The sequence below is a fragment of the Streptomyces sp. NBC_01241 genome (assembly GCF_041435435.1).
Taxonomy (GTDB): Bacteria; Actinomycetota; Actinomycetes; order Streptomycetales; family Streptomycetaceae; genus Streptomyces.
This window is the reverse complement of sequence record NZ_CP108494.1, coordinates 1,382,227-1,407,868: the sequence shown is the minus strand read 5'-3', so window position 1 is coordinate 1,407,868 and position 25,642 is coordinate 1,382,227. Positions and strand designations below refer to the sequence as shown.

The following is a 25,642-nucleotide window of genomic DNA, read 5'->3' as shown; positions in this document are numbered from 1 at the left end:
GTCGACCCCGCACCGTCCTGTGCCGTTCAGTCGCCGACCCGCACACTCTCGACAGCCACGGCCACGGCCGCGGTCAGCGGATGCGGCATCACCGGTTCCGGGACGCCCGGCTCGATGGGAGCGGCCTCCTGGGCCTCCTCCGCCGGGACCGTGGCCTCGGCCGGCGCCTGCCGTTCGGGGAGCAGACCGAGAACCGCCTGCCGCTGTGCCTCGCTGGTCGCCTCGTCGTACGGATCGGGCGTGGCCGGAACCTGGAGCCGCAGCACGGGACCGGTGCCCAGCCGCGCGTACCCCCGGCCGGGCGGGGCGTTCGGCGTCGGGGTGGTGTGCGGCTCCGTGCCGAGCACCGACTCGACCTGGTCGCGGGAGCAGTGGCCGAGCACGGCCCGGGCCCGGGTGTGGGTCCTGAGCGTCTCGCCGAGGGCGTCCAGGCTGTCGAACTGCTCGGTGACGACCACGGTGACGTTGGCCGCCCGGCCGTGCCGCAGCGGCACCTGGAGCAGCTCCTGGGGATCGGGCCTGCCATCGGCGGCCGCCAGGTGGCCGAGGACGCTGGGCCGGTCCAGCAGCACCCAGAGCGGGCGCTTGGTGTCGTCGGGGGCGGGGTGGCCGGACTGCCGGGCCCGGTTCGACGCGATCAGCCGCCGCTCCGTCTCGTGGGCCGCCCACTCCAGGGTCGCCAGCGCGCCGGCCAGGTCGCACTCGACGGCCAGCACGCCGTCGCGCCCGGTCAGGCAGGCGTACTCGCCGGTGCCGCTCCCCTCGATGATCAGGATGTCGCCGTGCTGGAGCGCCTGCAGGGCGATGGAGCGCATCAGCGTGGTGGTGCCGCTGCCGGGCTGCCCGACGGCCAGCAGATGCGGTTCGGTGGAGCGGGCGCCGGTCCGCCAGACGACGGGCGGGGCGTCGCGGGTCGTGTCGCCGTCGCTCACGGGAACGGTGCGCTGTACCGCGTCGCCGTCGGTGAAACCGAGCACCGTCTCGCCCGGTGCGGTGACGAAGCGCTGGGCGCCGATCGAGGTGGGCAGGGCGTCGAGCACGCTCATGACGAGCCGGTTGCCCTCCTCGTCCCAGGAGAAGTGGTACTCGCGGCCGCGGCCCGACTTCGCGTGCAGCAGCTGCTCGATCCGGTTGCGGGAACCGGCCTCGCTGTCGGTGAAGTAGGCGGGGTACGTCACCTGAAGACGCGTCAGGCGCCCGTCGCCGTCGAATGCGTACTCGCTGAAGGCCTTGTCCCAGTCGCCGCCGTGGGCGAACAGCGGACTGGGGTCGTCGGCCGTGGAGAAGTACGGCACGAGCGCCTCGTACAGGGACCGCAGCCGTCCGGTCTCCGCTTCGTCGGGGCCGGTCTTCACGGGGTTCCGCTCCCGCCCCTTCCAAGCGGCGGCCCCCATCACCGCGACCAGGGCGAGTACGGATCCGTAAGGGAGGAGCGCGACCACCATGACGCAGGCCGCGACGGAACAAAGCACCGGACCACGCTTGTCCTTGGGCGTCGCGGCCCACTTCTGCCGTCCGGCTCCGGCCAGCAGCCGCAGACCACGGGTGATCGTGATCAGCGGATGAAGGACGTCCGTGGCGTTGTCGGCGGCCGTGCGCGCGAACTCGCGGCTGCGAGTGATCGATGCGGTGCCGCTGCTCAGAATGCGGGGGAGTGGTCGCCGGGCCACGTCGGTCTCCTGAAGGGGTGGGAGCGGTCGCGGAGGATCAGAATTTGATCCCGCCCAAGAGGCCGGCGAGACTCGCGCCGCCCGCGGTGATGCTCGGTGCGATGGCGGTGCCTGCCAGATAGAAGCCGAACAGGGCAGTGACGAGGGCGTGCGATGCCTTGAGGCCGTCCTTCCTGAAGAACAGGAAGACGATGATGCCGAGGATGACTACGCCTGACATGGACAGGATCATGAGAGGTTCTCCTGATTGGGGGGACAGTCACCATGAGTCCTTCCAGGTTCACCGGAAGTATCTATACGATAAAAGCTGCATTCGAGTGAAAAGTCAGTATTTTCACTTGATTGGCCGACAAGGGGCTCGGGAAGGGTGTCGGCGGAACACCGGGGGGACGGAACATTCGGTGTCGCGTCCTGTTCCGTCACCCTCGGACGTGGTCCGTCGCGGCGGGCGGGCCGGGTCGTGGGCGCGGTTGAGCAGTACCCTGTCGATTCACTCGTACGGCCCCCACGGCGTACGCCCCCGCAGGTCAACAGTGGTGAAACCGATTTATGGAAGGCGGTCCGTGCGATGAGCGAAACCCCCGATCCCGAGGTGGTCGAGCTGGCGACCAAGGTTTTCGACCTGGCCCGCCGCGGTGAGAGCGACGCGCTCGCCGCGTACGTCGACGCGGGTGTCCCCGCGAACCTCACCAACGACCGGGGCGATTCGCTGCTGATGCTCGCCGCGTATCACGGTCACGCCGCCGCGGTCACCGCCCTCGTCGCCCGGGGTGCCGACCCGGACCGGGCCAACGACCGCGGGCAGACCCCTCTCGCCGGAGCCGTCTTCAAGGGTGAGGGCGCGGTGATCGAGGCACTGCTCGCCGCGGGGGCCGACCCGGCGGCCGGAACGCCCTCCGCGCTGGACACCGCACGCATGTTCGGCAAGGCCGACCTGCTGGAACTCTTCGGCGCCCGCTGACCGGGTACGTCGTAAATGTGGTCGCGTTGGCGAAATGGCTGGGTCATCATGACGTCGCGGGCCCGATTCGGGCCACCGACGAGAGGCAGAGGAAGATGGTCTACACCAAGCAGAAGACGGCGGTCGGCCGATCATGTTGCTGCGCGGCTTAGTGCCCCACCCGGCACTTGGAACTGCACAGTCCCGGTTGCGTCGACAGCTTGATGTGAGGCTTTTTTCATGTTTGATCCGTTCATAGCGCCGAGCGGCACCCTGCTCGGCCTGCTGCAGAGGGGCCGTGGCGACGGCACGCTCCACGCGCTCGCCGCACCACGCCCCGAGGCCCTGGCGGCTCTCAACCACTGCGTCCTGAGCGATCCGCGCCACGACTGGCAGGTGGAGAACCGCTCGCTCTACTACGCACGCCTGTATCTCGACCTGGACGGCGGCATCGAGGAGATCGAGCGCCACCTGCGCGATCCCGACGACCACCTCGACACCGACGACTCGCGCACCGGACTGGCCCTCGCCGTACTCGGTCACCTCGCCTCGTACGGACGGGGCGACGCCCTGGCACTGCTGCGGCGGTACGCCGCGACCGGGGCCAACTGGGCCTGGGCCCTCGACGAGCTCGCCCTGCGCGACGACGACGCGGGGCTCCGTGCCCTCGCCGTACCCGTCCTCGGCCGGTTCCCGGCCACCGAGGAGGGCGCCGCCGAGCTGGCCGCCGCCGTGCGGGACGCCTTCGAGCCACGCCCCTGGCGACTCTGGGCCGACGACCCCCGCGACGAGGTCGGCGCCCGGATCAGGGCCGCCTCCGAACAGGGCTCCTTCGACCGCTGGCAGCGCCAGATGCGACCCGGCGGTCCCCGCCCCGGATGGAGTGTCCAGGCCGTCTTCGACTGGGCCCAGCAGGCGCTGGAACGAGGCAGTGTCCTCCATGTCCCGGCCGCCCGCTGCCTCACCGCCGTCGCCGGCCCCGAGGACCGGTCCACCATCATCGAGGCCGCCCGCAGCGGCCCGGACGGCGCGCGCTGCGCCGCCCTGCACTATCTGGCCGAGGCCAGGGAGCCGGCCGTACTCGACCTGATCGAGAGCGCCGCGGCCGGCACCTCGCGCACCGTCGCCGACGCGGCCGTCGCCGCCTTCGAGCGGATGTGCGGCGACGCGGCGGTCGAGCGTGCCAGGCGCTGGGCCCGGCGGCCCGACGCGCTCGGCGCCTCCGCGGCCGGCGTGCTCGCCTGCCGGGGCGTCGCCCAGGACGCCCCACTGGTCCTCGGCGCGCTCCGCGAGGCCGTACGGGGCGAAGGCCCGGACGCGCCACGTCTGTGGACCCTCGTCGACGGCACGGGCAGGCTGGGCATCGCCTGCGCCGCACCCGTACTGCGCCATGTCTACCGGGAGACGTCCTCCTCGCACCTGCGCGGCCGAGCGGCCCGCGCGCTGGCCGCGACCGATCCCTCCTTTGCCACCGGATTCGCCGTCGAATGCCTGTGGGACTGCGAAGAGACCACCCGTGAGGTCGCCGCGCTCCACGCCGAGACCGGCGACATCAGGGTCGCCGAGCGACTGCGCAGGCTTGCCGCGGACCCGGCCGAGGAGGCCGAGGTGCAGACGGCGGTACGCAGCCGGATCGGGCCCGACGCCCCGGCGGTCTGACCGGAACACGCACAGCGCCGCGCGTCGGGGGGCGTGCGGAGCTGTGTGGTCGGCGGCGCGCGGTGCGAACGGTCCGGGCCGCACCGGGCGCACTGCACGCCGTACCGCCGGCCGGTGTGCCGGGGAACCGGTCGTGACGTCCGGTCCGTTGCCGGTGCCGGCGGGTCAGTATGGGGGCATGACTGGACGCTGGGAGTTCTGGATCGACCGTGGCGGGACGTTCACCGACGTAGTGGGCCGGGATCCCGAGGGGTACCTGGTCACCCGCAAACTGCTCTCCCACGACCCGGACCGCTATCGCGACGCCGCCGTGGCCGGAATCCGGGGGCTGCTGGGTCTCGGCCCGGCCGACCCGGTCCCCGCCGACCGGGTCGGCACGGTGAAGATCGGTACGACGGTCGCCACCAACGCCCTGCTGGAGCGGCGCGGCGAGCCGACCGTCCTGGTCATCACGGAAGGCTTCCGGGACGCCCTGCGCATCGCGTACCAGAACAGACCGAGGCTCTTCGACCGCCGCATTCTGCTGCCCGAAGCGGTGTACGACCGGGTGATCGAGGTCCCCGAACGGGTCGACGCCCACGGTCGCGTCGTGACACCCCTGGACCGGGAAGCGGTGGCCGAGCGGCTGCGGGCCGCCCGGGCCGACGGCCTGCGCAGCGCGGCCGTCGTCCTGATGCACGGCTACCGCCACTTCGCGCACGAGCGCGCCGTGGCCGCCGAGGCCCGCGCCGCCGGCTTCACCCAGATCAGCTGCTCGCACGAGGTGAGCCCGCTCATCAAGCTCGTGCCACGCGGTGACACCACCGTCGTCGACGCCTACCTCTCACCGATCCTGCGCCGGTACGTCGACGAGGTCGCCCACGAACTCGACGGCATCCGGCTGATGTTCATGCAGTCCAACGGCGGGCTGCGCGAGGCCTCCCACTTCCGCGGCAAGGACGCGGTGCTCTCCGGACCCGCCGGTGGCGTGGTCGGAATGGCCCGTACGTCCGGGCAGGCCGGATTCGACCGGGTCATCGGCTTCGACATGGGCGGCACCTCCACCGATGTGTCGCACTACGCGGGCGAGTTCGAGCGCGAACTCGGCACACAGGTGGCCGGGGTGCGGATGCGCGCCCCCATGATGAACATCCACACCGTCGCGGCCGGCGGCGGTTCCGTCCTGCACTTCGACGGCCACCGCTACCGCGTCGGCCCCGACTCGGCAGGCGCGATTCCCGGCCCGTCCTGCTACCGCCGCGGCGGGCCGCTGACCGTCACCGACGCCAATGTGATGCTCGGCCGCGTCCAGCCCGCCCACTTCCCGGCCGTCTTCGGACCGGACGGCGACCTCCCGCTCGACGCGGACCTCGTCCGCGACCGCTTCGACGCGCTCGCCGAGGACGTGGCGCGCGCCACCGGGACACGCCGCACCGCGGCCGAGGTCGCCGCCGGATTCCTGGAGATCGCCGTCCTCAACATGGCGAGCGCGGTCAAGAAGATCTCCGTGCAGCGCGGGCACGACATCACCCGCTACGCCCTGACCGGTTTCGGCGGCGCCGGGGGCCAGCACGTCTGCGCCGTCGCCGACGCCCTGGGCATCGACACCGTCCTCGTACCGCCGCTGGCCGGCGTACTGTCCGCGTACGGCATCGGTCTCGCCGACGCCACCGCGATGCGCGAACAGTCCGTCGAGGCGGAACTGCACGAGGCGACGCGCACCGCCGTCGGTGAACTCTGCGACGAGCTCGCCCGCCGCACCCGCGCCGAACTGCGCGCCGATGCCATCCCCGACAGCGCCATCAGCACACACGCCCGCGTGCTCCTGCGCTACGCCGGTACGGACTCCAGCCTGCCGGTCGGCCTGGACACGACGGCCGCCATGGCCGAGGAGTTCACCGCCCAGCACCGCGCCCGCTACGCGTTCACCATGGACCGGCCCCTGATCGTCGAGGCGGTATCGGTCGAGGCGACCGGGACGGCGGGACAGCACCGGCCGCCCCCCGCCGACCGCACACCCCGGGAGAACGCCGAGCTTCAACCGCGCGACCTCGTAAGGATGTTCGCCGACGGCCGATGGCAGGACACCCCGCTCCACCGGCGCGAGGAACTGCACCCCGCGGACACCGTGACCGGACCCGCCGTGATCGCCGAGGCGGATGCCACCACCGTCGTCGACCCCGGCTGGCAGGCCGCTCTCACCGCCACCGGCCATCTGCTGCTCACCCGGGTCCGCCCGCGCCCGGACCGCACGGCCGTCGGCACCCGGGTCGACCCCGTCATGCTGGAGGTCTTCAACAACCTCTTCATGTCGATCGCCGAACAGATGGGCGTGCGCCTGGAGAACACGGCCCATTCCGTCAACATCAAGGAGCGGCTCGACTTCTCCTGCGCACTCTTCGACGCGGACGGCAATCTCATCGCCAACGCCCCGCACATTCCCGTGCACCTCGGCTCGATGGGGGAGTCCATCAAGGAGGTGCTGCGGCGCAACGGCGGAGCGATGCGGCCCGGTGACGTGTACGCCATCAACGACCCGTACCACGGGGGCACCCACCTGCCCGATGTGACCGTGGTGACACCCGTGTTCGACGTCGACGAGACCGCCGACGAGAGGCCCCGACTGCGGTTCCTGGTCGCCTCCCGCGGACACCACGCCGAGATCGGGGGCATCACCCCCGGCTCCATGCCCGCCTTCAGCCGTACCATCGACGAAGAAGGAGTGCTGTTCGACAACTGGCTTCTGGTACGGGACGGCAGATTCCGCGAGGGCGAGACACGCGAACTGCTCACCACCGCCGCGTGGCCCTCCCGCGACCCGGACACCAACCTCGCCGACCTCCGCGCCCAGATCGCCGCCAACGAGAAGGGCATCGCCGAACTCCGGCGCATGGTGGAGCAGTTCGGGCCCGACGCCGTCGCCGCCTACATGCGACACGTACAGGACAACGCTGAGGAGTCCGTCCGCCGGATCATCGCCACACTGCACGACGGCACCTACCGCTACGAGACCGACAACGGCGCGGTCATCGAGGTCACCCTCACCGTGGACACGGCCGCCCGAAGCGCGGTCGTCGACTTCACCGGCACCTCACCTCAGCAGCCGGGGAACTTCAACGCGCCGAAATCCGTGGTCATGGCGGCCGTGCTGTACGTCTTCCGGACCCTGGTCGCCGACGACATCCCCCTCAACAGTGGCTGCCTCAAGCCCCTGGAGGTCAGAATTCCGGAAGGCTCCATGCTGGCCCCCGTCCATCCGGCGGCCACCGTCGCGGGAAACGTGGAGACGTCCCAGGCCGTCACCGGCGCCCTGTACGCGGCACTCGGCATCCAGGCCGAGGGTTCGGGCACCATGAACAACCTCACCTTCGGCAACGAACGGGTCCAGTACTACGAGACGGTGGCGAGCGGCTCGGGCGCGGGCGACGGCTTCGACGGCGCCGACGCCGTACAGACTCATATGACCAACTCCCGCCTCACCGACCCCGAAGTCCTCGAATGGCGCTACCCCGTGCTGCTGGAGAGCTTCCGGGTACGGGGCGGCAGCGGGGGCGGAGGGCGTTGGCACGGCGGCTGTGGCGTGGAGCGGCGCATCCGCTTCCTCGAACCCGTCACCGTGGCACTGCTCTCCGGCCACCGCCGGGTGCGGCCGTACGGCATGGCGGGCGGCGAACCCGGCGCGCTGGGCGACCAGCACATCGAGCGCGCGGACGGCCGGACAGTCACACCGCTGCGCGGCTGCGACACCGCCGGCCTGGAGCGGGGGGACGTCCTGGTGCTCCGCACGCCGGGTGGCGGGGGCTACGGAACCCCGGAACAGCGCGGCGGCGACCGTACGGAGCGCGGCGGCGGACAGCCGTGAGGCCGCGGCCGGCCGGCTTCGGGCAAGGGGTCGCTTCTGCGCCGTTTCGACCGTTGTCAGTGTGAGGACCTAATCTGTGCAGCGTGACTTCGCCTGCCTACACGGACAACGCTGCGCCCCAGCTCAGCGCGGGGCCGCGGCCCGCCCCGGGCCCGGCCGCCGACGAGGGGCTCTCGCGGCGGCTGCGCGCGCTCGCCTGCACGGCCCCGCTGCACGACCTCGATGTGCGCAAGGCGAATCTGGCCGGTGAGTACACCGTCTACGCGATGGCCGAAGTCGCACTCGCCGCGATCGACCTGGTCACGCTCAACATGGACTTCGACACGGGGGCCGACCACGACCAGATAGTGACCAGGCTCCTTCCCCGCGTCGCCGCCCAGGCCCCGGGCCGCCCGGCCGCCGAACACGAGCGAGTCGCGCGCTGGGTGCTGGAGAACCTGATCAATGTCGGCAGCGTCGACCGCGGATTCCGCGCGGTATACGGCACTTTCGGGCCCGACGGGGTGTATGTCCGTCGCGATTACGACTTCAAGCTGATCGAAGAGGTCCCGGGACACGGCGGCACCGTCTTTCTCCGGGCCACCGACGAAGCGGTCAACGTCCTGGTCGGCGCCCTCGACACGGACGTCACCAGCGCCCAGATCGCCGCCGAGGTGAAGCTGGAGGTCCTCATCAGCCGGGGCCGCCTCGCCGACGCGCAGCTCGCCGCCGAGCAGGCCCGCTACCGCACTGTGCAGTACGCGGAGACCCTCCGGAAGACGCTGGAGGCCACCCGGCGCAACGTCCGGGCCGTCGACTGGCTCAACGCCGTGCCCGACATGATCGACGAGGCCCTCGACCACGTCGCCGACCGTTACCGCCACGAGAACGCGATCCTCACCAACATCCGTAAGGCGCGCGACGAGGCGGAGGAGCCCGAGCGCAAGCGGCGCGCCGCCGAGCTCGTCGACATAGTGAAGGACTGCATCCGCCGCCACACCCAGCTGCAGTCCCGACTGCTGGAAGCCGGACCGCTGTTCCGCGCCGAACAGGACCGCCAGGCATTCGCCGCGCCCACGGCCCGCAGCGGTCTCGATCTGTACGGCCAGCTGGTCGCCCCGCTGCTGCCGCTCCCCGTCGAACAGGCCATCTGTGTGACCGATGCCTTCTTCGCCCACGGCACCGGCCTGCGCACCCCCACGTCGGTTCGGGTCGGCGATCTCGTCGAGATGCTGCTCACCCCGCCCCTGGAGCGGGAACACCTGGGCGCCGAAATGCCCGAACCCGATCTGATCGCCACCCCGGACGACAGCAGGTTCAGCGAGGAGCAGCTCGCGAGTGCCATGGAACTCCTCGATCTGGAGCACGACGCCCCGCGCCGACTCTCCGGACTCCTCGCGGAGGCCCGGCGCCGCGATCCCGAACTGCCCTACCTGGTCGCCCTGCTCGCGGTGCACGCCGCGAGCCCGCCGGTCGGCACCGCCTACCGGCAGGGCGAGCAGCGCCTGTTGTTCTCCGTCGACGACGGGACGCAGCTCGACGACGAGGAGTTCGGCGGTGCGGACCTGATAGTGGGCACGGCCCTGCTGGACGCGGCGGGAATGGCCGCGGACCGTTCGGAGGCGTCATGAACGGCGCGTCTGCGGACGTACCGCTGCCGCACAACTGCCGGGGACGCCGTTGTCCCGCCGCCGGACCGGCCGGAACCACACAGCTCAGGACGGCTGCCGCGAGCGTCGGCGCCGTCCACCCCGTACCGAAGAGTTTCCGCAGCAAGGAGCGACAGTCGTGAGCGACCACCGCGCACAGCACGCCGACGAGTGGAGCGAGCCGACCGCCGCGTACGGGACCGAGAGTACGGCGCCCGCCGACCCGGCCCGGCCCGCCGCGACCGCACTCGTCACCCCGGCCGACGCAGCCGACGCCGCCCGGCTCGTCGCTTTCGGGCTGCAGCCCAAACTGCTGCCCGCGCGCGACGCCGAATACGCCGAACTGCTTCGCCGCTACCGGGAGGGGCCCGCTTTCGCCCGGCTCGCCGACGCCGTGGCGACCGGGCTCGGTCTGGTCGTGCTGGAGGTGTCCACCCGCGCAGGCATGGCCGTGACCGCCGGCGAGGACTCGGTCTTCGCCGTCCGCATGGGCGACTACGCCCGCCGCGCCTCGTCCGACTCCGCCGACCGCTTCCTGCACGGGCTCGCGCACCTTGCCGTCGCCGCGATGGCCTTCCCGCGCCCGGAAGACCTCGCCGACGACGCGTACATCGGCCGGATCACCGTCAACGGCGTCGACTCGTTCGTCCGCCAGGCCTGCCACCGCCTGGAGGAACGGGCCGAGGAGCACGGCGACAACACCGACCCGGCCACCGACGCCCCCGGGCTGGAGGCGGCCTGGCGGATCTACGCCAGGCGCAGCTCCACCGGAGCCACGAAGGACGCCCGGAGGCTGGCCGGCTCCACCACGGGCATCGTCGGCAAGGCCGTCGCCTTCCTCACCGACTCCGGCTTCCTCCAGCGCACCGGGGACGACGCCGGAGGCGCCTTCCGCACCACGGCCCGCTACCAGCTCCAGGTCCGCGACATGGCCGGCAGCGCCGCCATGGCCGAACTCCTGGAACTCGGAGTCGTACCCGTCACCGACGGAACGGCGACGCTCCTGCCGCCGCCCGACTCCGACGACCTGGAGCTGGTCGCCGACGCCGGTCTGCCGTTCCACGCCTGACCGCCGCGTCCCATCACCGCCGTCCTCCCCCGTCACCGCCGTCCCCCCATCACCGCCATCTCCCCACCACCGCCGTCTCCCCCGCTGCCTGAACGACGAGAGTCCGCCGCCATGTACGAGCTGTCCCGGATCCGCCTCTACTCCATCGGGCCGGCCGGTGCGCGCTACGCCGACACCGTGCTCGACCTGCGCGGAGTGGGCGAGCCCGTGCCCCATCCCGCGCCGGCCCAGGCGGAGTTCTTCGAGGAGGAGCCGGTCGGCCCGCCGCGCCGCCCCGCCCCCGCCGGGGTGCTCTTCCTGGAGAATGGCGGCGGCAAGTCGGTGCTGCTGAAGCTGATCTTCTCGGTGATGCTGCCCGGCCACCGCAATACCCTCGGCGGTGCGAGCTCCGGCGTACTGCGCAAGTTCCTCCTCGCCGACGACTGCGGGCATGTCGCCCTGGAATGGCAGCACACCCTCACCGGCGAGTGCGTGGTCGTCGGCAAGGTGAGCGAGTGGCGTGGACGCCAGGTCTCCAACGACCCGCGGAAGTTCGCCGAGGCCTGGTACTCCTTCCGCCCTGGTCCCGGGCTCAGCCTGGACTCCCTGCCGGTCGCCGAGGCCACTTCCGTGCACCGCCCGGTCGAAGGCGTCTCCGGCGCGCAGGGCCGACGGCGCACGATGAAGGGCTTCCGCGACGCCCTGACCGAGGCGGGCAAGTTCTACCAGCACCTCGATGTGCACTGGGAAGAGATCCACGACCGCTGGAACGAGCACCTCGGAGACCTCGGTCTCGACCCCGAACTCTTCCGCTACCAGCGCGAGATGAACGCCGACGAGGGCGAGGCAGCGGGCCTCTTCGCGGTCAAGAAGGACTCCGACTTCACCGACCTGCTGCTCCGCGCCGTCACCGACACCCGGGACACGGACGGCCTCGCCGACCTGGTGAGCGGCTTCGGCAACAAGCTGGGCCGCCGCGCCGAACTGACCGCGGAGCGCGACTTCACCGCGGGCTCGGTCGATCTGCTCGGCCGGATCGTCGAGGCCACCGGCACCCGGTCCCGCGCCCGAGACATCCACGCGGGGTCCGAGCGCCGCACCCGCACGCTCGCCCGCAGGCTCTCCGCCCGCGCCGGCCAGGAGCGCGGCCGGGCCGCCGAACTGGCCCAGCAGGTCACGGGCGCGGCCCACACCGTCACCACCGCCGAACAGGCCCGCAGCCGCAGCGCCCTGATCGCGGCCGAACTGGCCTACCGGCACGCCTCCCTGGCCCTGACCGCGGCGGAGAAGGGCGCCGCAGCCCAACGCCGCGAACTGAGCGATGCCCGCACCCTGTACTCCGCCTGGCAGGCCGCCGAGGCCGTACTGCGCCACCGCGCAGCCGCCGACCGTTCCGCACGGGTCGCCGTCGCCATTCGCGAGGCCGAGCGGGACGCCGCGCCCGCGCTCGCCGCCCGTGCCGAGGCCGCCGCCGATCTCGTACGCGCCCTGCACACCGCGGCGGAGGCCGGTGAGACGCTGGCCAACGAGGAGGAGGAGCGTTCCGACACGCTCCAGACGGCGGGCGAGACCGCCCACCGCGACGCCACCACCGCCGCGACCGAGGCCCAGCGCGCCCGCAGCGAGGCCGGACACCTGCGCCAGCGCCTCGCCGAGGTCGAGCAGGAGACAGCGGAGGCGGTACGGGCCGGCTGGCTCGAGAACACCGCGCCGGACGCCGACCCGGCCCGCGCGGCCCTCGCCGCGAGCGACGCCGAGCAGTCCGCCGTCGCCGTCTGGGACACCGCGAGGGAAGCCGCCCGCTCGGCAGCCGACCTGGCCAGGGATGCGACCGCCGCCGAGAGCCGCGCCGAACTGGCGGCGGCGCGCGCCGCCGATGCCGCACAGGCGGCGGAACAGTCGTACGAGGCCGAGCTCAGGGCCGCCGAGTCGATCGCCGCCGACCACCGTCTGGCCGACCTGCTCGGCCTGCCCTCCGCGCAGGGCACCGGCGTTCCCAGGCCCCGCCGCGGTGCGGCCGGCCCGGAGACGGACACCGACGCCCCGCACGGCGCGGACCACCAGGATCGGCAACAGGACCACGCCGGTCAGCCAGGCCAGGGCTACCACGCGGGCCAGGGCGGCCGGGCAGGTCAACCGGGCCGGTCCACGTCCGGCACGCACACCGTCACGGCCGAAGAGCAGGCCGCCCGCGAACAGCCGCTCACCGCCGAGGAGCTCGACCGGAACGCCGACGAACTGCGGGAGCTGCTCGACCAGGGCGTCGCCTCCGCCGAACGCCGCCTCTTCGAACTGCGCACCGCGGCCGCCGACGACTCCCGCATCCTCGGCGCGCTCGGTGACGGCGGACTGCTGCCGCCCGGCCCCGACGTCCTCGCCACCGTCGAGTACCTCGGCGAACACGGCATCCCGGCCCTGCCCGGCTGGCGCTACCTCGCCCAGGCCGTCGACCCCGCAGACCACGCGTCCGTGCTCGCCGCCCGTCCCGAACTGGTCGACGGCGTGGTCATCACCGACCCCGATTCGCACGCCCGCGCCCGCGAGGTCCTGAGCGGCGCCGCCCTGCTGCCGCGCTCTGCCGTCGCCGTGGGCACCGCCGCCGCGCTGCTGGCACCCGTCCCCACCACCGGCTCGGCCACGAGCACGGAAGGGGTGTTCCTCGTCCCGCCGAACCCGGCGATGCACGACGAACACGCCGCCGACGAGGAGCGGCAGGCACTCAGGACCAGGGCCGCCGCCCGCGACGAGGACATCCGCGCCCTCGCGGCCCGTCTCACGTCCGACCGTTCCCTCGCAGCCCGCATCGGTTCGTGGCGCGCCGACTGCCCGCCCGGCATGCTCGCCGAACTCGCCGAGGCCGCCCGTACCGCGCGAACGGCCGCCGAGACGGCGGAGGCCACGCTCGCCGAAGCCCGAACCGTGCGCGCCGAGGCCGACGAGGCCGCCTCGGACACCGCCCGTGTCCGCGACGAACGCCAGGAGGCCGCTCAGCGCGCCCGCCGCGCCGCCGACGCGCTCGCGGGCCTTGCCTTCCGGCTCCGCGAACGGGCGGGCTGGCAGGCGAAGCTGCGCGAACTGATCGACGAAGCAGCCGAGTCGGAGGCCCGCGCCACCGTCTTCCTGGAACGGGCCCGTGCCGCTGACGAGGACCGCCGGGCCGCCCAGCGCGCCGCGGACGACGCCCGGCGCACGGCCCGCGCCCTGCGCGCCGAACGAGCCGAGATCGCGGGCGCGCCCGAGCACCTCCCGGAGCCCGGGACGGACACACCGCGCCCCGCCCTCCCGGCGCTGCGGGAGGCCTACCGGGCCGCGTCCCAGCTGTACGAGAAGGTGGGTGTCGGCGCCGACCTGCGCGCTGAACAGGCCCGCGCGGAGAGCGACGAGAGCGCCGCTCTCGCCGAGCTGGACCGACTCACCAACAAGGTCCGCACCCGCGCCGCCCAGCTCCTCGAAGGCACGGACGGCGCCGACGGTCCGTCCCGGCAGGCGGCCGCCGCCCGCGCCGAGTCCCTGGTCCAGCTCCTGGAGACCAGGGCCTCCACCGCGAGCGAGCAGCTGGGCCGGCTGCGCGGCGAGGCCGAGCGCCTGTCCCCGGTGGACGGCGAGACCCACCACACCGAACTCCCGGACGAGCTGGTCCCGGCCGACGCCGAGCAGGCCCAGACCCTCCTGCGTACCGCCACGGCCGAACTGGCCTCCGCCACCGCGACCCTGGACACCGCCCGCGCAGCCCACGCCGAGCTGCTGCACGCCCACCGCACCGCCGAGGACTCGGCGGGCGGCTTCGACGAGACCGCGGCACTTCTGCGCGACCTTCTCAGGGACCACGGCGCGGACGACGACACCGAGGCCCCCGAGCCGTACCCGGGCAGCCTCGACGAGGCCCGGCAGTCCGCCGCCGAGGCCCGCCGTTCACTGCGTGGCTGCGCCGCCGACCTGTCCGCGGCCGAAAGCGCCCTACGGGAAGCGAGCGACGTCCTCGTACGGCACGCCAACTCCACCCGCTACGAGCAGGTCCGCACCCCCGCCCGCCAGCAGATCCGTGAGCTGCCGGCCGCCGCGCTGCCCGAGCATGCCGAGAAGTGGGCCGCCGCCTTCGCGCCCCGCCTCCGGGTCCTCACCGACGAACTGGTCCAGCTGGAGCGCAACCGCGACTCCATCGTCGACCGGCTTCGCGGCCTCGTGGAGTCCGCGCTCACCACCCTGCGCTCCGCCCAGCGGCTCTCCCAGCTCCCCGAAGGACTGGGGGAGTGGTCCGGCCAGGAGTTCCTCCGGATCCGCTTCGAGGAACCCGACCAGGCGACGCTCACCGAGCGGCTCGGCGAGGTCGTCGACGAGGCCACCCGTGCCGCGCTGAAGAAGAACTCCGATCTACGCAGGGACGGCATGTCCCTTCTGCTGCGCGGTGTGCAGGCGGCGCTGGAGCCCAAGGGCATCGCCGTGGAGATCCTCAAGCCGGACGCGGTGCTCCGCGCCGAGCGCGTCCCGGTCGGACAGATGGGCGACGTCTTCTCCGGTGGCCAGCTGCTCACCGCCGCCATCGCCCTGTACTGCACGATGGCCGCACTGCGCAGCAACGACCGGGGCCGTGACCGGCACCAGCACCGGCACGCAGGCACGCTCTTCCTGGACAACCCCATCGGCCGAGCCAACGCCACCTATCTGCTGGAACTCCAGCGTGCGGTGTCGGACGCCCTCGGTGTGCAGCTGCTCTACACGACCGGGCTGTTCGACACGACGGCGCTCGCCGAATTCCCGCTGGTGATCCGGTTGCGCAATGACGCGGACCTGCGGGCCGGGCTGAAGTACATCAGCGTGGAGGAGCATCTTCGCCCCGGGCTTCCGCAGCAGGACCCGAACGGCGAGACGGTGCACGGCGAGATCACCGCCACCCGCATGTTCAAGCGCTCCACGACACCGCCCGACACCGCACGGACACCCTCCCCGAACTCGCCCGGCGAGTAACGACGAGCATCCGGGCACAAACGGCCGGGACGAGAGCCCCGAACCCGGCCCGTCCGGCACCGGACGGGCCGGGCACCGCGTGGACCCGGCACCGCGTGGACCCGGCACCGGACGGGCCGGGCACTGTTCGGCCCCCGCGCCGCTCAGGCCCGTGAGAGGCTGCCCGCGCCCCGGCGGCGTATCCGTGCATCGTCCCGCTGCGCGGACCGCGCCGCCCGCTGTGCTCTGCGCCGCTCGCGGCGCAACTGCCGCGCCGAACTGCTCGGCACGGACACCACACCGTTGCGCTGATTCCAGACCTGCCGGGTGACCCAGACATCCAGCACCGACCAGGTCGCGACCACCGTGCTGCCCACACTGCTCAGCATCAGCGGAAAGGACAGCCAGGACTCCGTCAGCGTGCACAGGAATGCCACCATGGCCTGGATGATCGTCAGCGACATGATGAGCACGGCACGCACGGCAGCTGTACGGACCGGGTCCGGCATCCGCCGACGTGTTGCGGGCTCTTCCACCCAGAGCTGCCGACGCTCCTGATGTGGGATCTTCGCACCGCCGGTCGCCGCCGAGGCCGCCGCCGCGACCGGTGCCGACGACACCCGGCTCCGACGCTCTTCCGTAACCAAGGACTCTCAACTCCCCACCGCTGTCCGACTTCAGGGTTTCTGCCCGGCATGCGCCGTTTCTACGCGGGCGGGTCGGACCATCCTGCCCTCAGCACTCCCGTGTTCCCCCTGCCCCGTACAGAGAGACGAGTGACCGGCCGAGAAGATTCCCTCGAACCGTCATTGAACGAAGAATTCCAGCCAACTGCCCTCCGGGACAGTGCGACGCGCTGACAAGAGCCTTCTGCCGATTTCGCGAATTTCATGGCCCGGAATACCCGTACACCTCCTGATCGACGCCGGGGAGTGAGGCTGAAAAACGTCCCGGACACCCCTTCGAGTTGCCTTGCTGTCAGTAGTAGGCTCACGCCGTTTGTTGACGGAACACGACCCCCGGCCCGAGGGGTCGGTCTGGGGGAGGCCATGCGCTTTCGCGGGAAGTCCATCCGCAGGAAGATCGTGGCGCTGCTGCTGGTGCCGCTCGTCTCCCTCACCGGACTCTGGGGATTCGCCACTTTCTTGACGGGGCGTGAGGCGAGCCACCTGATGAGCGCGAGCACCATCGTGGAGAAGGTCGGCCATCCTCTGGAGGACACCGTCCGCGCCATTCAGGACGAGCGCCGTCAGACCCTGGTCTTTCTTGCCGACCCGAGGGCGTCCAATGCCCTTCCGCTCCTGCAGCGCCAAAGAGCGGCCACCGACCGCGTCGTGGCGGATGTCCAGGACAGCGCACGGCAGAAGGGCATTCGTGACGCACTGCGGCCCGAGGACGAAACACAGCTGAACTCGGTTCTCGGCTCGGTCGAGGGTCTTGGCGCGCTCCGCGAGTCGGTCGAGAATCGCACCATCGACCGACTGAAGGCGATGGAGTTCTACAACCGTCTCATAGACCCCTGTTACCGCTTTCTGACCGGTCTCCGCACGATGGAGAACGTGTCGATGGACAAGCAGGTCCGCGCCCTGGTCGGCATCTCACGAGCCCGTGAAATGCTCTCCCGCGAAGACGCCCTGGTCGCCTCGGCGCTCGTCGCCGGCCGGCTCACCGCTTCCGAACTGCGCCAGATCTCCGACCTCGTGGCCAATCGCAAGCTGCTCTACGGGATCAATGGCGAGATGCTTCCCTCGTCGGAGCGTCAACGCGTGGAGCAGTTCTGGGCGAGCCCGGACAGCGAAGGGCTGCGCACCGCGGAGAGCACGCTCATCAACGGCGGTCCCACCCAGGACCCGCGGGCGGTCGACGCCGAGCGCTGGCAGGAGGTGGCCCCGTCCGTCCTGAACCGGCTGGCCAACGACTCCACCGAGATGAACAACCGGTTCCAGGACCGCGGCAAGCCAGCCGGCTACAGCGTCCTGATCAAGGCCGGTATCGCGGGCGTCCTCGGCTTCCTCGCCCTGCTCGCCTCGGTGTTCGTCTCCGTACGCATCGGCCGCGAGCTCATCCGTGACCTCTCCCGGCTCCGCAAGGACGCCCATGAGGTCTCGGGCGTACGGCTGCCGAGCGTGATGCGCCGCCTGGCCGCCGGTGAACAGGTCGACGTCGAGACCGAGGCACCGCACCTCCAGTACGAACGGGACGAGATCGGCCAGGTCGGTCAGGCACTCAACACCCTGCAACGGGCCGCCGTCGAAGCCGCGGTCAAGCAGGCGGACATGCGACGCGGTGTGTCCGAGGTCTTCGTCAATCTCGCCCGCCGCAACCAGGTGCTGCTGCACCGGCAGCTGACGCTCCTGGACACCATGGAGCGCCGCACCGAGGACACCGATGAACTCGCGGACCTCTTCCGCCTCGACCACCTCACCACTCGCATGCGACGCCATGCCGAGGGGCTGGTGATCCTCTCCGGCGCCGCGCCGTCCCGTCAGTGGCGCAAGCCGATCCAGCTGATGGACGTGGTCCGGGCAGCGGTCGCCGAGGTCGAGGACTACGAGCGGATCGAGGTCCGCAGACTGCCCCGCTTCGGTGTGGGCGGACCCGCCGTCGCCGACCTCACCCATCTGATCGCCGAACTCCTGGAGAACGCCACGGTGTTCTCACCCCCGCACACCGCGGTCCAGGTACTCGGCGAACGCGTCGCCAACGGCTTCACGCTCGAAATCCACGACCGAGGCCTCGGCATGGCCCCCGATGTCCTCCTCGACGCCAATCTGAGGCTCGCCGAAACCCCCGAGTTCGAGCTCTCCGACACCGACCGGCTCGGTCTCTTCGTGGTCAGCCGCCTCGCCCAGCGGCAGAACGTCCGGGTCTCGCTGCAGACCTCCCCGTACGGTGGTACGACCGCTGTCGTCTTCATCCCGGCGGCGCTGCTCACCGACGCCCCGGACACCCACGGCACCGGATTCCGCCTCGACCGCCGGTCCGAGAAGGCGATCGGCAGCCGTGGGAAGGCGGCCGGTCAGGGACCGGGCAGAGACAAGGACCGCAGGGACGGCGTGTCGGACCGCCGGGCCACCGGCAGGTCCTCCGGCCTCGCCCCCGTTCCCGCCGCTCACGTGGACCCGGCCCTCCTGGACGGGCCCGTGGAGCTCGAAGGACCCGTGGAAGCGCTGGGCTTCGAGAACGACCCCGTGCTCGATCCTCTTCTGGAACCCCTGCTGGGCGGTGCGTCCGACATCGACGACACCGAGAGCGAACGCGGCGGCATCTTCCGGGCCCGCGACCTCCGGTGCGACGGTGACCGCGAACAGCAGCAGCAGGCATCCGACCAGGCGGGCCGGCCCGAGGCCGAGGTACGGGTGATGCGCCCGGGCGGCCCGGTGCCGCTGCCCCGCCGCAAGCCGCCGACCCTGGTCACCGACAACGGCCGCCGGGTCGACGAGGCGGGCCGCGCCCACCCGGCGGCCGCCGAGCACGACAGCTCACCCGGTCCCGAGGCTCCCGCAACAGATGCCGGTATCAGACCCTCGGCCGCCGGCACCGGAGGGCCCACCGGGCCGCGGCAACCCGTCGAACCCCGGGAGCCCACCGGCTTCCGGAAACCCACCGTGCCCGCCCCCGCGCCAGAGTCCGTCACGCCCGACGAACCCGCGCTACCGGCAGCCCCGGGCGCGGCCCCCGGGACAGTGGGCGGCCTGCCCCGGCGCATCCGGCAGGCGAGCCTCGCCCCGCAGCTTCGTGAAGTCTCCGGCGGCCGCTATGCGGAGCCGTCCCGTTCGGAACCGGACCAGGACTTCGAACGCGATGCGGACGAGGTACGCAGCCGTATGGCTTCGCTCCAACGTGGCTGGCAGCGTGGCCGGCGGCAGAACGCCGAGGACGTGACCGGCCACGGTGACACAGCACAAGGAACCACTCCGGGAGGGGACGGTCGATGACCGCACCGAACGCCGCAGCACCCGACGCCGTACGCCAGGGCTCCAGCAGGCTGAACTGGCTGCTCGACGAGCTCGTGGAGCGCGTCGCCAGCATTCACAAAGCGCTGGTGCTCTCCAGCGACGGCCTCGCCACCGGTACGTCCGAGGGCCTGACGCGCGAGGACAGTGAACATCTGGCAGCTGTCGCCTCGGGATTCCACAGCCTCGCCAAGGGAGTGGGACGCCACTTCGGCGCGGGCAGAGTCCGCCAGACCGTCGTCGAACTCGACGAGGCGTTCCTCTTTGTCACGGCAGCCGGTGACGGCAGCTGCCTGGCCGTCCTGGCCGATGCCGACTCCGACGTCGGCCAGGTGGCGTACGAGATGACGCTGATGGTCAAGCGCGTCGGTGCCCACCTGGCCAACGCTCCCCGGACGACCGGATCGGCCGCCGGGAGGTGAGTGGACGGCATGAGCGCTGACTCCTCCAGATCTCCGGCCACGTCCACGGACCCGCAGGCATCGCGCTGGTACGACGCCGATGCGGGGCCCGTGGTCCGTCCGTACGCGATGACCCGGGGCCGTACCAGCAGCGCCTCCCGTCATCGGCTCGACCTGATCGCGCTCGTCGTCCCCGAACCTGCGGCCGACGACCCCGGCCGGGACCAGACGCTCTCCCCGGAACATGTGGAGATCGTTGAACTCTGCAGTGACATGCCCCAGTCGATCGCCGAGCTCGCGGCCGGTCTGGACCTCCCCGTAGGGGTGGTCCGAGTGCTGGTCGGGGATCTCGTCGAGGACGAGCTGGTGCACGTAACCCGTCCCGTTCCGCCGGCGGAGCTGCCGGACGTGAACATTCTTCGCGAGGTGATCAATGGCCTTCGGGCGCTCTAACCGCAACAGGCGGCCCGTTGAGCCCGTTACCCTGAAAATCCTGGTGGCGGGCGGCTTCGGAGTGGGCAAGACGACTCTGGTCGGTGCGGTCAGTGAGATCAGGCCGCTGCGTACGGAGGAGAGACTCAGCGAGGCGGGCCGTCCGGTGGACGACCTGGCGGGCGTGGAGGCGAAGACCACCACCACCGTGGCCATGGACTTCGGCCGGATCACCCTGCGCGAGGACCTGGTGCTGTACCTCTTCGGCACCCCGGGGCAGGACCGTTTCTGGTTCCTGTGGGACGAACTGGCTCAGGGAGCGCTGGGCGCGGTCGTGCTCGCGGACACCCGGCGGCTGCAGGACTGCTTCGCGGCGGTCGACTACTTCGAGCGCCGTGCGATTCCGTTCGCCGTCGCCGTCAACTGCTTCGAGGGAGCGGGCAAGTTCGCCACCGAGACGGTGCAGGCGGCACTGGACCTCGACCCCGAGGTTCCGGTCGTCATGTGCGACGCACGCGACCGCTCTTCCGCGCGGGACGTGCTGGTGACGGTCGTCGAGCATGCGCTGGCCCGCGCCGAGCACCCCCGCGAGCCCGCCACGACGTGACGGCCCGTACGGCGACGACGGCGCAGCAGCGCGGCCCGCACCCCCGCCGACCGGGGTACGGGCCGCGCGTCTCTGCCTGACCGAACAAGGATTTTTTACCTGGCATGACGGTCCGTCAAGGCTGCTGACAGCAAAGGTCAGCGGTTGTCGGCGAGCCACTTGGCGGCGGTCTCCGCCAGCTCCCGGTCGCGGCCCGCCAGCATCATCCGGATCATCTGTACGTCGCCCCGCAGCGACCAGGCGGGATGTCCGAAGGTGGCCGGATTGTTCTTCTCGATCAGGAAGTGTGCGGGCCAAGCGGTCCCGTACCCGATCAGCGGCAACGCGGCCGCGTACCCCTTGCGTCCCCGCGCCAGGCCGTACGCGGTGACCGCGAGCCCGGTGAGGGTGCCGGTCAGATGGACCCAGCGGGTCGCTGCCCTGGAGTGCATCGCGACGTAGTAGGGCCAGAACTCTTCGTAGGAATCGAATGTCTGTTGTGGCATACGGGCACCGTAATGGCTCGGGCGGCAACCGGAAACGGCCGATCCGCGTCCGAGAGGGAGAGCGGGCGGCCGGAACCCACGGGGGTGGTCCCGGCCGCTCCTTCTCCGCGCTCGTCTCAGTGCCCCGCGACGGACCTCCTGGCCACTGGGAAGTCGAAGAAGGTGTCCGGGAACAGCTCGGGCTTGAAGGTGTAGTGCCACCATTCCTCGGCCAGATTCACGAAGCCGGCGTCGGTGAGTGTCTTCTTCAGGAACTGCCGATTGGCACGCTGGATTCCCTGGATACGCGGGTCATCCGTGTGGGAGAGCGTGTCGAAGCAGTCGTATCCCGTTCCCATGTCCACGGAGTTGTCCGGGAAGCGCTCGGCCTGGGGCGCGTAACAGGGCACCTGCTGCCGGCCCGGCAGATACGGCCCGGCGGGCGTGGCGGGCAGTCTCACCAACGTCAGGTCCACCGTGCTGCCGCGGCTGTGTCCGGACTTCTCCGCGATGTAACCGTCTGCGAACAGCCGGGTCTTGTCGACGCGGGGATAGAACTCTCCCTTCATCGTCTCGTCGTCGAGATCCTTCGCCCACCGCACGAAGTGGTCGACCGCCCGCTGCGGCCGGTAGCAGTCGTACACCTTCAGCGAGTAGCCCTGCTCCAGCAGCCGGGTCTGCGCCCGGTGCAGGGCCAGGGCTGCGGGCCGGGTCAGGATGCACAGCGGCTGGCGATATCCGTCCACCGGAACGCCCATGAAGTTGTGTGCGGTGGGGTAGCGCATCTCCTGAATGATCGTCGGATCCACCGAGCGCAGCGCGACGAACTCCTCGGGAGCCTTCGGCTCGGGCCTCGCCTGCGCCACGGGGGCGGTGGCGGTGACGGCGAGCAGGGCGGCGGCAGCGGTGGCCAGGACACGGAAAGCGGAAGCGAGACCTGTCATGAGCACATAATCCATGGAGTGCGGGGAGTCCGGCAGGCGATCGGATACAGTCCGCGCGTGTCCGCACCCACGAGCAACCCCGAGAAGCCGACCAGGGACTCCCACTGCGGCAGCTGCGGAACACCGTACGCCGCGTCGACGTCCCCCGCCGCCTGGCCCCGCACCTGTGCCGTCTGCAGCGACACGGCCTACCGCAACCCGCTGCCGGTCGCCGTGGCCCTGCTCCCCGTCACCGACCCGGACGGCACCGGACTCGTCGTCATCACCCGCACCATCCCGCCCCGCCGCGGCGGTCTCGCTCTCCCCGGCGGCTTCATCGACCACGACGAGGACTGGAAACACGCAGTCGTACGTGAACTGCGCGAGGAGACCGGTATCGAAGCCGACGAGGAGGACGTCCGCCTCGCCGACGCCCTCAGCGCCCCGGACGGCCATCTGCTCCTCTTCGGACTGCTCCCCGAACGTCCCGCCGGCGCACTCCCGCCCTCCGTGCCCACCAGTGAGACCTCCGGCTTCCATCTGCTCCGGGCACCCACCGAGCTCGCCTTCCCCCTGCACACCCGGGCCGCCCGCACGTGGTTCGAAGGCGGCTACCACTGACCGGGCCGGGCCCCGCCACGTCCTACAACCCCCGCACGCGCACCGCGCCGTTGACCGGCCGCTCACCCTCCCGCTCCACCACAACGGTCCCGTCCACCAGGCGCGACGTATACCGCTCGACCTCCGCCCGCTCCCAGCCGTCACCCACGTCCCGGACCACAAGACCGCCCCCACTGCGCCCCGCCGCCGGAGCCCACACCTCCAGCTCCACACCGCCGTCCGCGCCCCGCACGGGCAGCACCGAACCCGCCCGCGCCAGCACCGGCACCCGCGACAACGGAGCGTCGAGCAGCACCTGACCCGGCCCCTCGTACACCTCACCCGTCGCCGTGTCGTACCAACGCCCCCGCGGCAACCGCACCGCCCGGCGGTCCACACCGGGCTCCAGCACCGGCGCCACCAGCAGAGCGTCCCCCAGCAGGAACGCGTCCTCACAGTCCCGCAACGCCCGCTCACCGGGCGCACCCCACCAGAGCGGTCGCACGTACGGCGCACCCGTCAGCCGGGCCAGCTGCGCCAGGGCCACGAAGTACGGGCGCAGCCGCTCCCGCTCCTCCAACGCGGCCCGCGCGTGCTCCAGCACCCGCGGCCCGAACTCCCACGGCTCCCGACGCCCCGCGTCGATCGCCGCATGGGTACGGAACAGCGGCAGATACGCACCCAGCTGGAACCACCGCAGATACAGCTCGGGCGACGGCGACCCGCCGAACCCGCCCACATCCGGGCCCGAATACGGAACCCCGCACAGCCCCAGCCCCAGCACCAGTGCCAGGGAGGCCCGCAGCCCGGGCCAACTGGTCTCCACATCACCGGACCAGGTACCCCCGTACCGCTGCATCCCCGCCCAACCGGAACGCGAGAACAGAAACGGACGTTCCTCCGGCCGCAGCCGGCGCAGCCCCTCGTACCCCGCACGCGCCATGGCGAGCCCGTACACGTTGTGGGCCTCGCGGTGATCACCCCCGCGGCCCTCCAGACAGTGCCGTGCCGACCGAGGCAACGTCGGCTCCCCGAACGTCGCGAACGACACCGGCTCGTTCATGTCGTGCCACACACCGGAGAACCCCTGCGCAAGCCGCTCCTCGTACAGCCCGCCCCACCACTCACGCACGTGCGGATCAGTGAAGTCCGGATACACGCACTCACCCGGCCACACCTCCCCGCGCACCACCCGCCCCCGTGCGTCCCGGACGAACGCCCCGTCGCCCCCGACCGCCCTGCCCGAGTCGAACACCGCGTTCCCCGGCTCCGCCTTCACCGCGGGATCGACGATCGACACCAGCCGCACCCCGTCCTCCCGCAGATCCTTCGCGAGTCCCGGCAGATCGGGAAAGCGCTCGCGGTCCACGGTGAACACCCGATGCGCGTCGTAGTGGTCGATGTCCAGATGCAGCACGGACAACGCCAGCCCCCGCTCCCGGTACCCGGCGACCACCCGCCGCACCTCCCGTTCGCTCCCGAAGCCCCAACGGGCATGCTGCGGACCCAGCGCCCAGGACGGCGGGAGCGCGGGCGCACCCGTCAGCGCCGTCCAGCTCTGCAGTACGCGCGCCGGCGTGCCGGCCATCACCCAGCAGCGCAGCGGCCCGCCGTCCATCCGCACCTCGCACATTCCCGGACGGTCATGCCCGGATCCCGCGCCCTCCTCGCCCTCGCGCAGCGTCACCCGCCCCGACCAGGAGTTGTCGTGGAACACCAGATGCGTCCCCGCGTCGGAGACCACCAGCTGCACCGGCATCGTCAGATACAGCGGATCGTCACCCGGCCCGAAACTCCCACCAGGATCCGTGTTCCACAGCCGGTACACACCGTCCCGCAGTCGCGGTCCGGACGCCCGCCCGCCGAGCCCGAAGAACCGGGCATCCGCCGGCACCTCGGACCGCTGCACCCACCGGGCACCACCACCCGCGACCGGCTCCCACCAGCGCGGCGGCAACTCGCGCCGGAGCACTACCCCGCCCGGAGTACGCAGTTCCACGGCCCCGTGCCTCGACACCGCAAGGGTCAGCCGCTCCGAGACGACCTGCCAGCCGCCGTCCTTGTCCGGTTCCAGCCCGGCCCGCGGATCCGGCTCGGGCCCCGCACCTGCCAGCGCATACGACGGCAACGGCTTCGCCCCGTCCCAGCCCCAGAACACCGCCCCACCCACCGCCACCCGGATCCGCAACTCCGAACGCGCGAACCGCACCACACCCCCACCCGGCCCCGGCTCCGCCCCCACCACGAGGCCCGGCACTCTCGCCCGCTCCGCACCGCGCCGGGGCAGCGCCCGCGCATCCGCATTCCGGCGCCGCCAGGAGGAACGCACCGTGCGCAGCCCCCGCACCGAACCGACCAACTTCACCGAGCGCACCAGGTCACGACCGTCCATGCAGCTCACCCTGCCACCCGACAGGACGGGTGCGGGCCGCGTTCAACTTCCGTTCACCCGTGGCCGGGCCACATGTCCGGACACGCGACCATGGGTGATGAACCCTGGTGCGAGAGACGATCACATGGCATCGTCCG

The 25,642-nt window shown here is 71.7% G+C and carries 18 protein-coding genes; 12 read left to right on the top strand and 6 right to left on the bottom strand.

Annotation, left to right across the window (positions count from 1 at the left end):
- Positions 1-26: 26 nt before the first annotated feature.
- Both OG306_RS05850 and OG306_RS05845 read right to left on the bottom strand, forming a co-directional pair.
- Positions 27-1,670: a hypothetical protein gene (locus OG306_RS05850; RefSeq protein ID WP_266744966.1), complete on the bottom strand. Its 1,644-nt coding sequence runs from the start codon at positions 1,668-1,670 to the stop codon at positions 27-29.
- Positions 1,671-1,707: 37 nt separating this feature from the next.
- Complete coding sequence (locus OG306_RS05845) at positions 1,708-1,902, bottom strand: hypothetical protein (RefSeq protein WP_018103962.1); 195 nt, start codon at positions 1,900-1,902, stop codon at positions 1,708-1,710.
- 336 nt (positions 1,903-2,238) lie between these two features.
- On the opposite strand from OG306_RS05845, the gene OG306_RS05840 reads away from it, so the two are divergent.
- The 7 genes from OG306_RS05840 (at position 2,239) to OG306_RS05810 (ending at position 15,751) form a co-directional block, all read left to right on the top strand.
- The gene (locus OG306_RS05840) at positions 2,239-2,631 is read left to right on the top strand and encodes an ankyrin repeat domain-containing protein (protein ID WP_266744965.1); all 393 of its coding nucleotides are present in this window, start codon (positions 2,239-2,241) and stop codon (positions 2,629-2,631) included.
- A 219-nt stretch (positions 2,632-2,850) separates the two neighbouring features.
- Positions 2,851-4,269: a HEAT repeat domain-containing protein gene (locus tag OG306_RS05835; RefSeq protein ID WP_266744964.1), complete on the top strand. Its 1,419-nt coding sequence runs from the start codon at positions 2,851-2,853 to the stop codon at positions 4,267-4,269.
- A gap of 178 nt (positions 4,270-4,447) precedes the next feature.
- Positions 4,448-8,110: a hydantoinase B/oxoprolinase family protein gene (locus OG306_RS05830; protein WP_266744963.1), complete on the top strand. Its 3,663-nt coding sequence runs from the start codon at positions 4,448-4,450 to the stop codon at positions 8,108-8,110.
- A gap of 83 nt (positions 8,111-8,193) precedes the next feature.
- Positions 8,194-9,720, top strand: coding sequence for a hypothetical protein (locus tag OG306_RS05825; RefSeq protein WP_266744962.1), 1,527 nt, complete (start codon positions 8,194-8,196; stop codon positions 9,718-9,720).
- Positions 9,717-9,881 carry a hypothetical protein gene (locus tag OG306_RS05820; RefSeq protein WP_266744961.1) on the top strand — a complete coding sequence of 55 codons (165 nt, stop codon included), beginning with the start codon at positions 9,717-9,719 and terminating at the stop codon, positions 9,879-9,881. The genes OG306_RS05825 and OG306_RS05820 overlap by 4 nt, the downstream gene beginning before the upstream one ends.
- The gene (locus OG306_RS05815) at positions 9,878-10,807 is read left to right on the top strand and encodes a hypothetical protein (RefSeq protein ID WP_266744960.1); all 930 of its coding nucleotides are present in this window, start codon (positions 9,878-9,880) and stop codon (positions 10,805-10,807) included. The genes OG306_RS05820 and OG306_RS05815 overlap by 4 nt, the downstream gene beginning before the upstream one ends.
- A gap of 111 nt (positions 10,808-10,918) precedes the next feature.
- Positions 10,919-15,751: a hypothetical protein gene (locus tag OG306_RS05810; protein WP_327259444.1), complete on the top strand. Its 4,833-nt coding sequence runs from the start codon at positions 10,919-10,921 to the stop codon at positions 15,749-15,751.
- A 143-nt stretch (positions 15,752-15,894) separates the two neighbouring features.
- On the opposite strand, the gene OG306_RS05805 is transcribed toward OG306_RS05810, so the two are convergent.
- Positions 15,895-16,377: a hypothetical protein gene (locus tag OG306_RS05805; protein ID WP_371665179.1), complete on the bottom strand. Its 483-nt coding sequence runs from the start codon at positions 16,375-16,377 to the stop codon at positions 15,895-15,897.
- A gap of 402 nt (positions 16,378-16,779) precedes the next feature.
- Here OG306_RS05805 and OG306_RS05800 point away from each other — a divergent pair, with 402 nt between their 5' ends.
- Genes OG306_RS05800 through OG306_RS05785 form a run of 4 tightly spaced genes read left to right on the top strand, consistent with a single transcriptional unit; the run spans position 16,780 to position 21,126 of the window.
- On the top strand, positions 16,780-19,668 hold the full coding sequence (locus OG306_RS05800) for a sensor histidine kinase (RefSeq protein ID WP_327349992.1): 2,889 nt from the start codon (positions 16,780-16,782) through the stop codon (positions 19,666-19,668).
- The gene (locus OG306_RS05795; RefSeq protein WP_266744957.1) at positions 19,665-20,108 is read left to right on the top strand and encodes a roadblock/LC7 domain-containing protein; all 444 of its coding nucleotides are present in this window, start codon (positions 19,665-19,667) and stop codon (positions 20,106-20,108) included. Before OG306_RS05800 ends, OG306_RS05795 begins: the two co-directional genes overlap by 4 nt.
- A 9-nt stretch (positions 20,109-20,117) precedes the next feature.
- Positions 20,118-20,540, top strand: coding sequence for a DUF742 domain-containing protein (locus OG306_RS05790; RefSeq protein ID WP_266744956.1), 423 nt, complete (start codon positions 20,118-20,120; stop codon positions 20,538-20,540).
- Positions 20,521-21,126 (top strand): GTP-binding protein, encoded by a 606-nt coding sequence (locus OG306_RS05785; RefSeq protein ID WP_266744955.1) that lies wholly within the window; start codon positions 20,521-20,523, stop codon positions 21,124-21,126. The genes OG306_RS05790 and OG306_RS05785 overlap by 20 nt, the downstream gene beginning before the upstream one ends.
- 137 nt (positions 21,127-21,263) lie before the next feature.
- On the opposite strand, the gene OG306_RS05780 is transcribed toward OG306_RS05785, so the two are convergent.
- Positions 21,264-21,611, bottom strand: a complete 348-nt coding sequence (locus OG306_RS05780) for a DUF962 domain-containing protein (RefSeq protein WP_266744954.1) — start codon at positions 21,609-21,611, stop codon at positions 21,264-21,266.
- Positions 21,612-21,727: 116 nt separating this feature from the next.
- Positions 21,728-22,534 carry a M15 family metallopeptidase gene (locus OG306_RS05775; protein ID WP_266744953.1) on the bottom strand — a complete coding sequence of 269 codons (807 nt, stop codon included), beginning with the start codon at positions 22,532-22,534 and terminating at the stop codon, positions 21,728-21,730.
- 57 nt (positions 22,535-22,591) lie between these two features.
- On the opposite strand from OG306_RS05775, the gene OG306_RS05770 reads away from it, so the two are divergent.
- Positions 22,592-23,134: an NUDIX domain-containing protein gene (locus OG306_RS05770; RefSeq protein ID WP_266744952.1), complete on the top strand. Its 543-nt coding sequence runs from the start codon at positions 22,592-22,594 to the stop codon at positions 23,132-23,134.
- Positions 23,135-23,156: 22 nt separating this feature from the next.
- Here the strand turns inward: OG306_RS05770 and OG306_RS05765 are convergent, their stop codons facing one another.
- Positions 23,157-25,505, bottom strand: a complete 2,349-nt coding sequence (locus OG306_RS05765; RefSeq protein WP_266744951.1) for a glycoside hydrolase family 31 protein — start codon at positions 25,503-25,505, stop codon at positions 23,157-23,159.
- Positions 25,506-25,642: the final 137 nt, after the last annotated feature.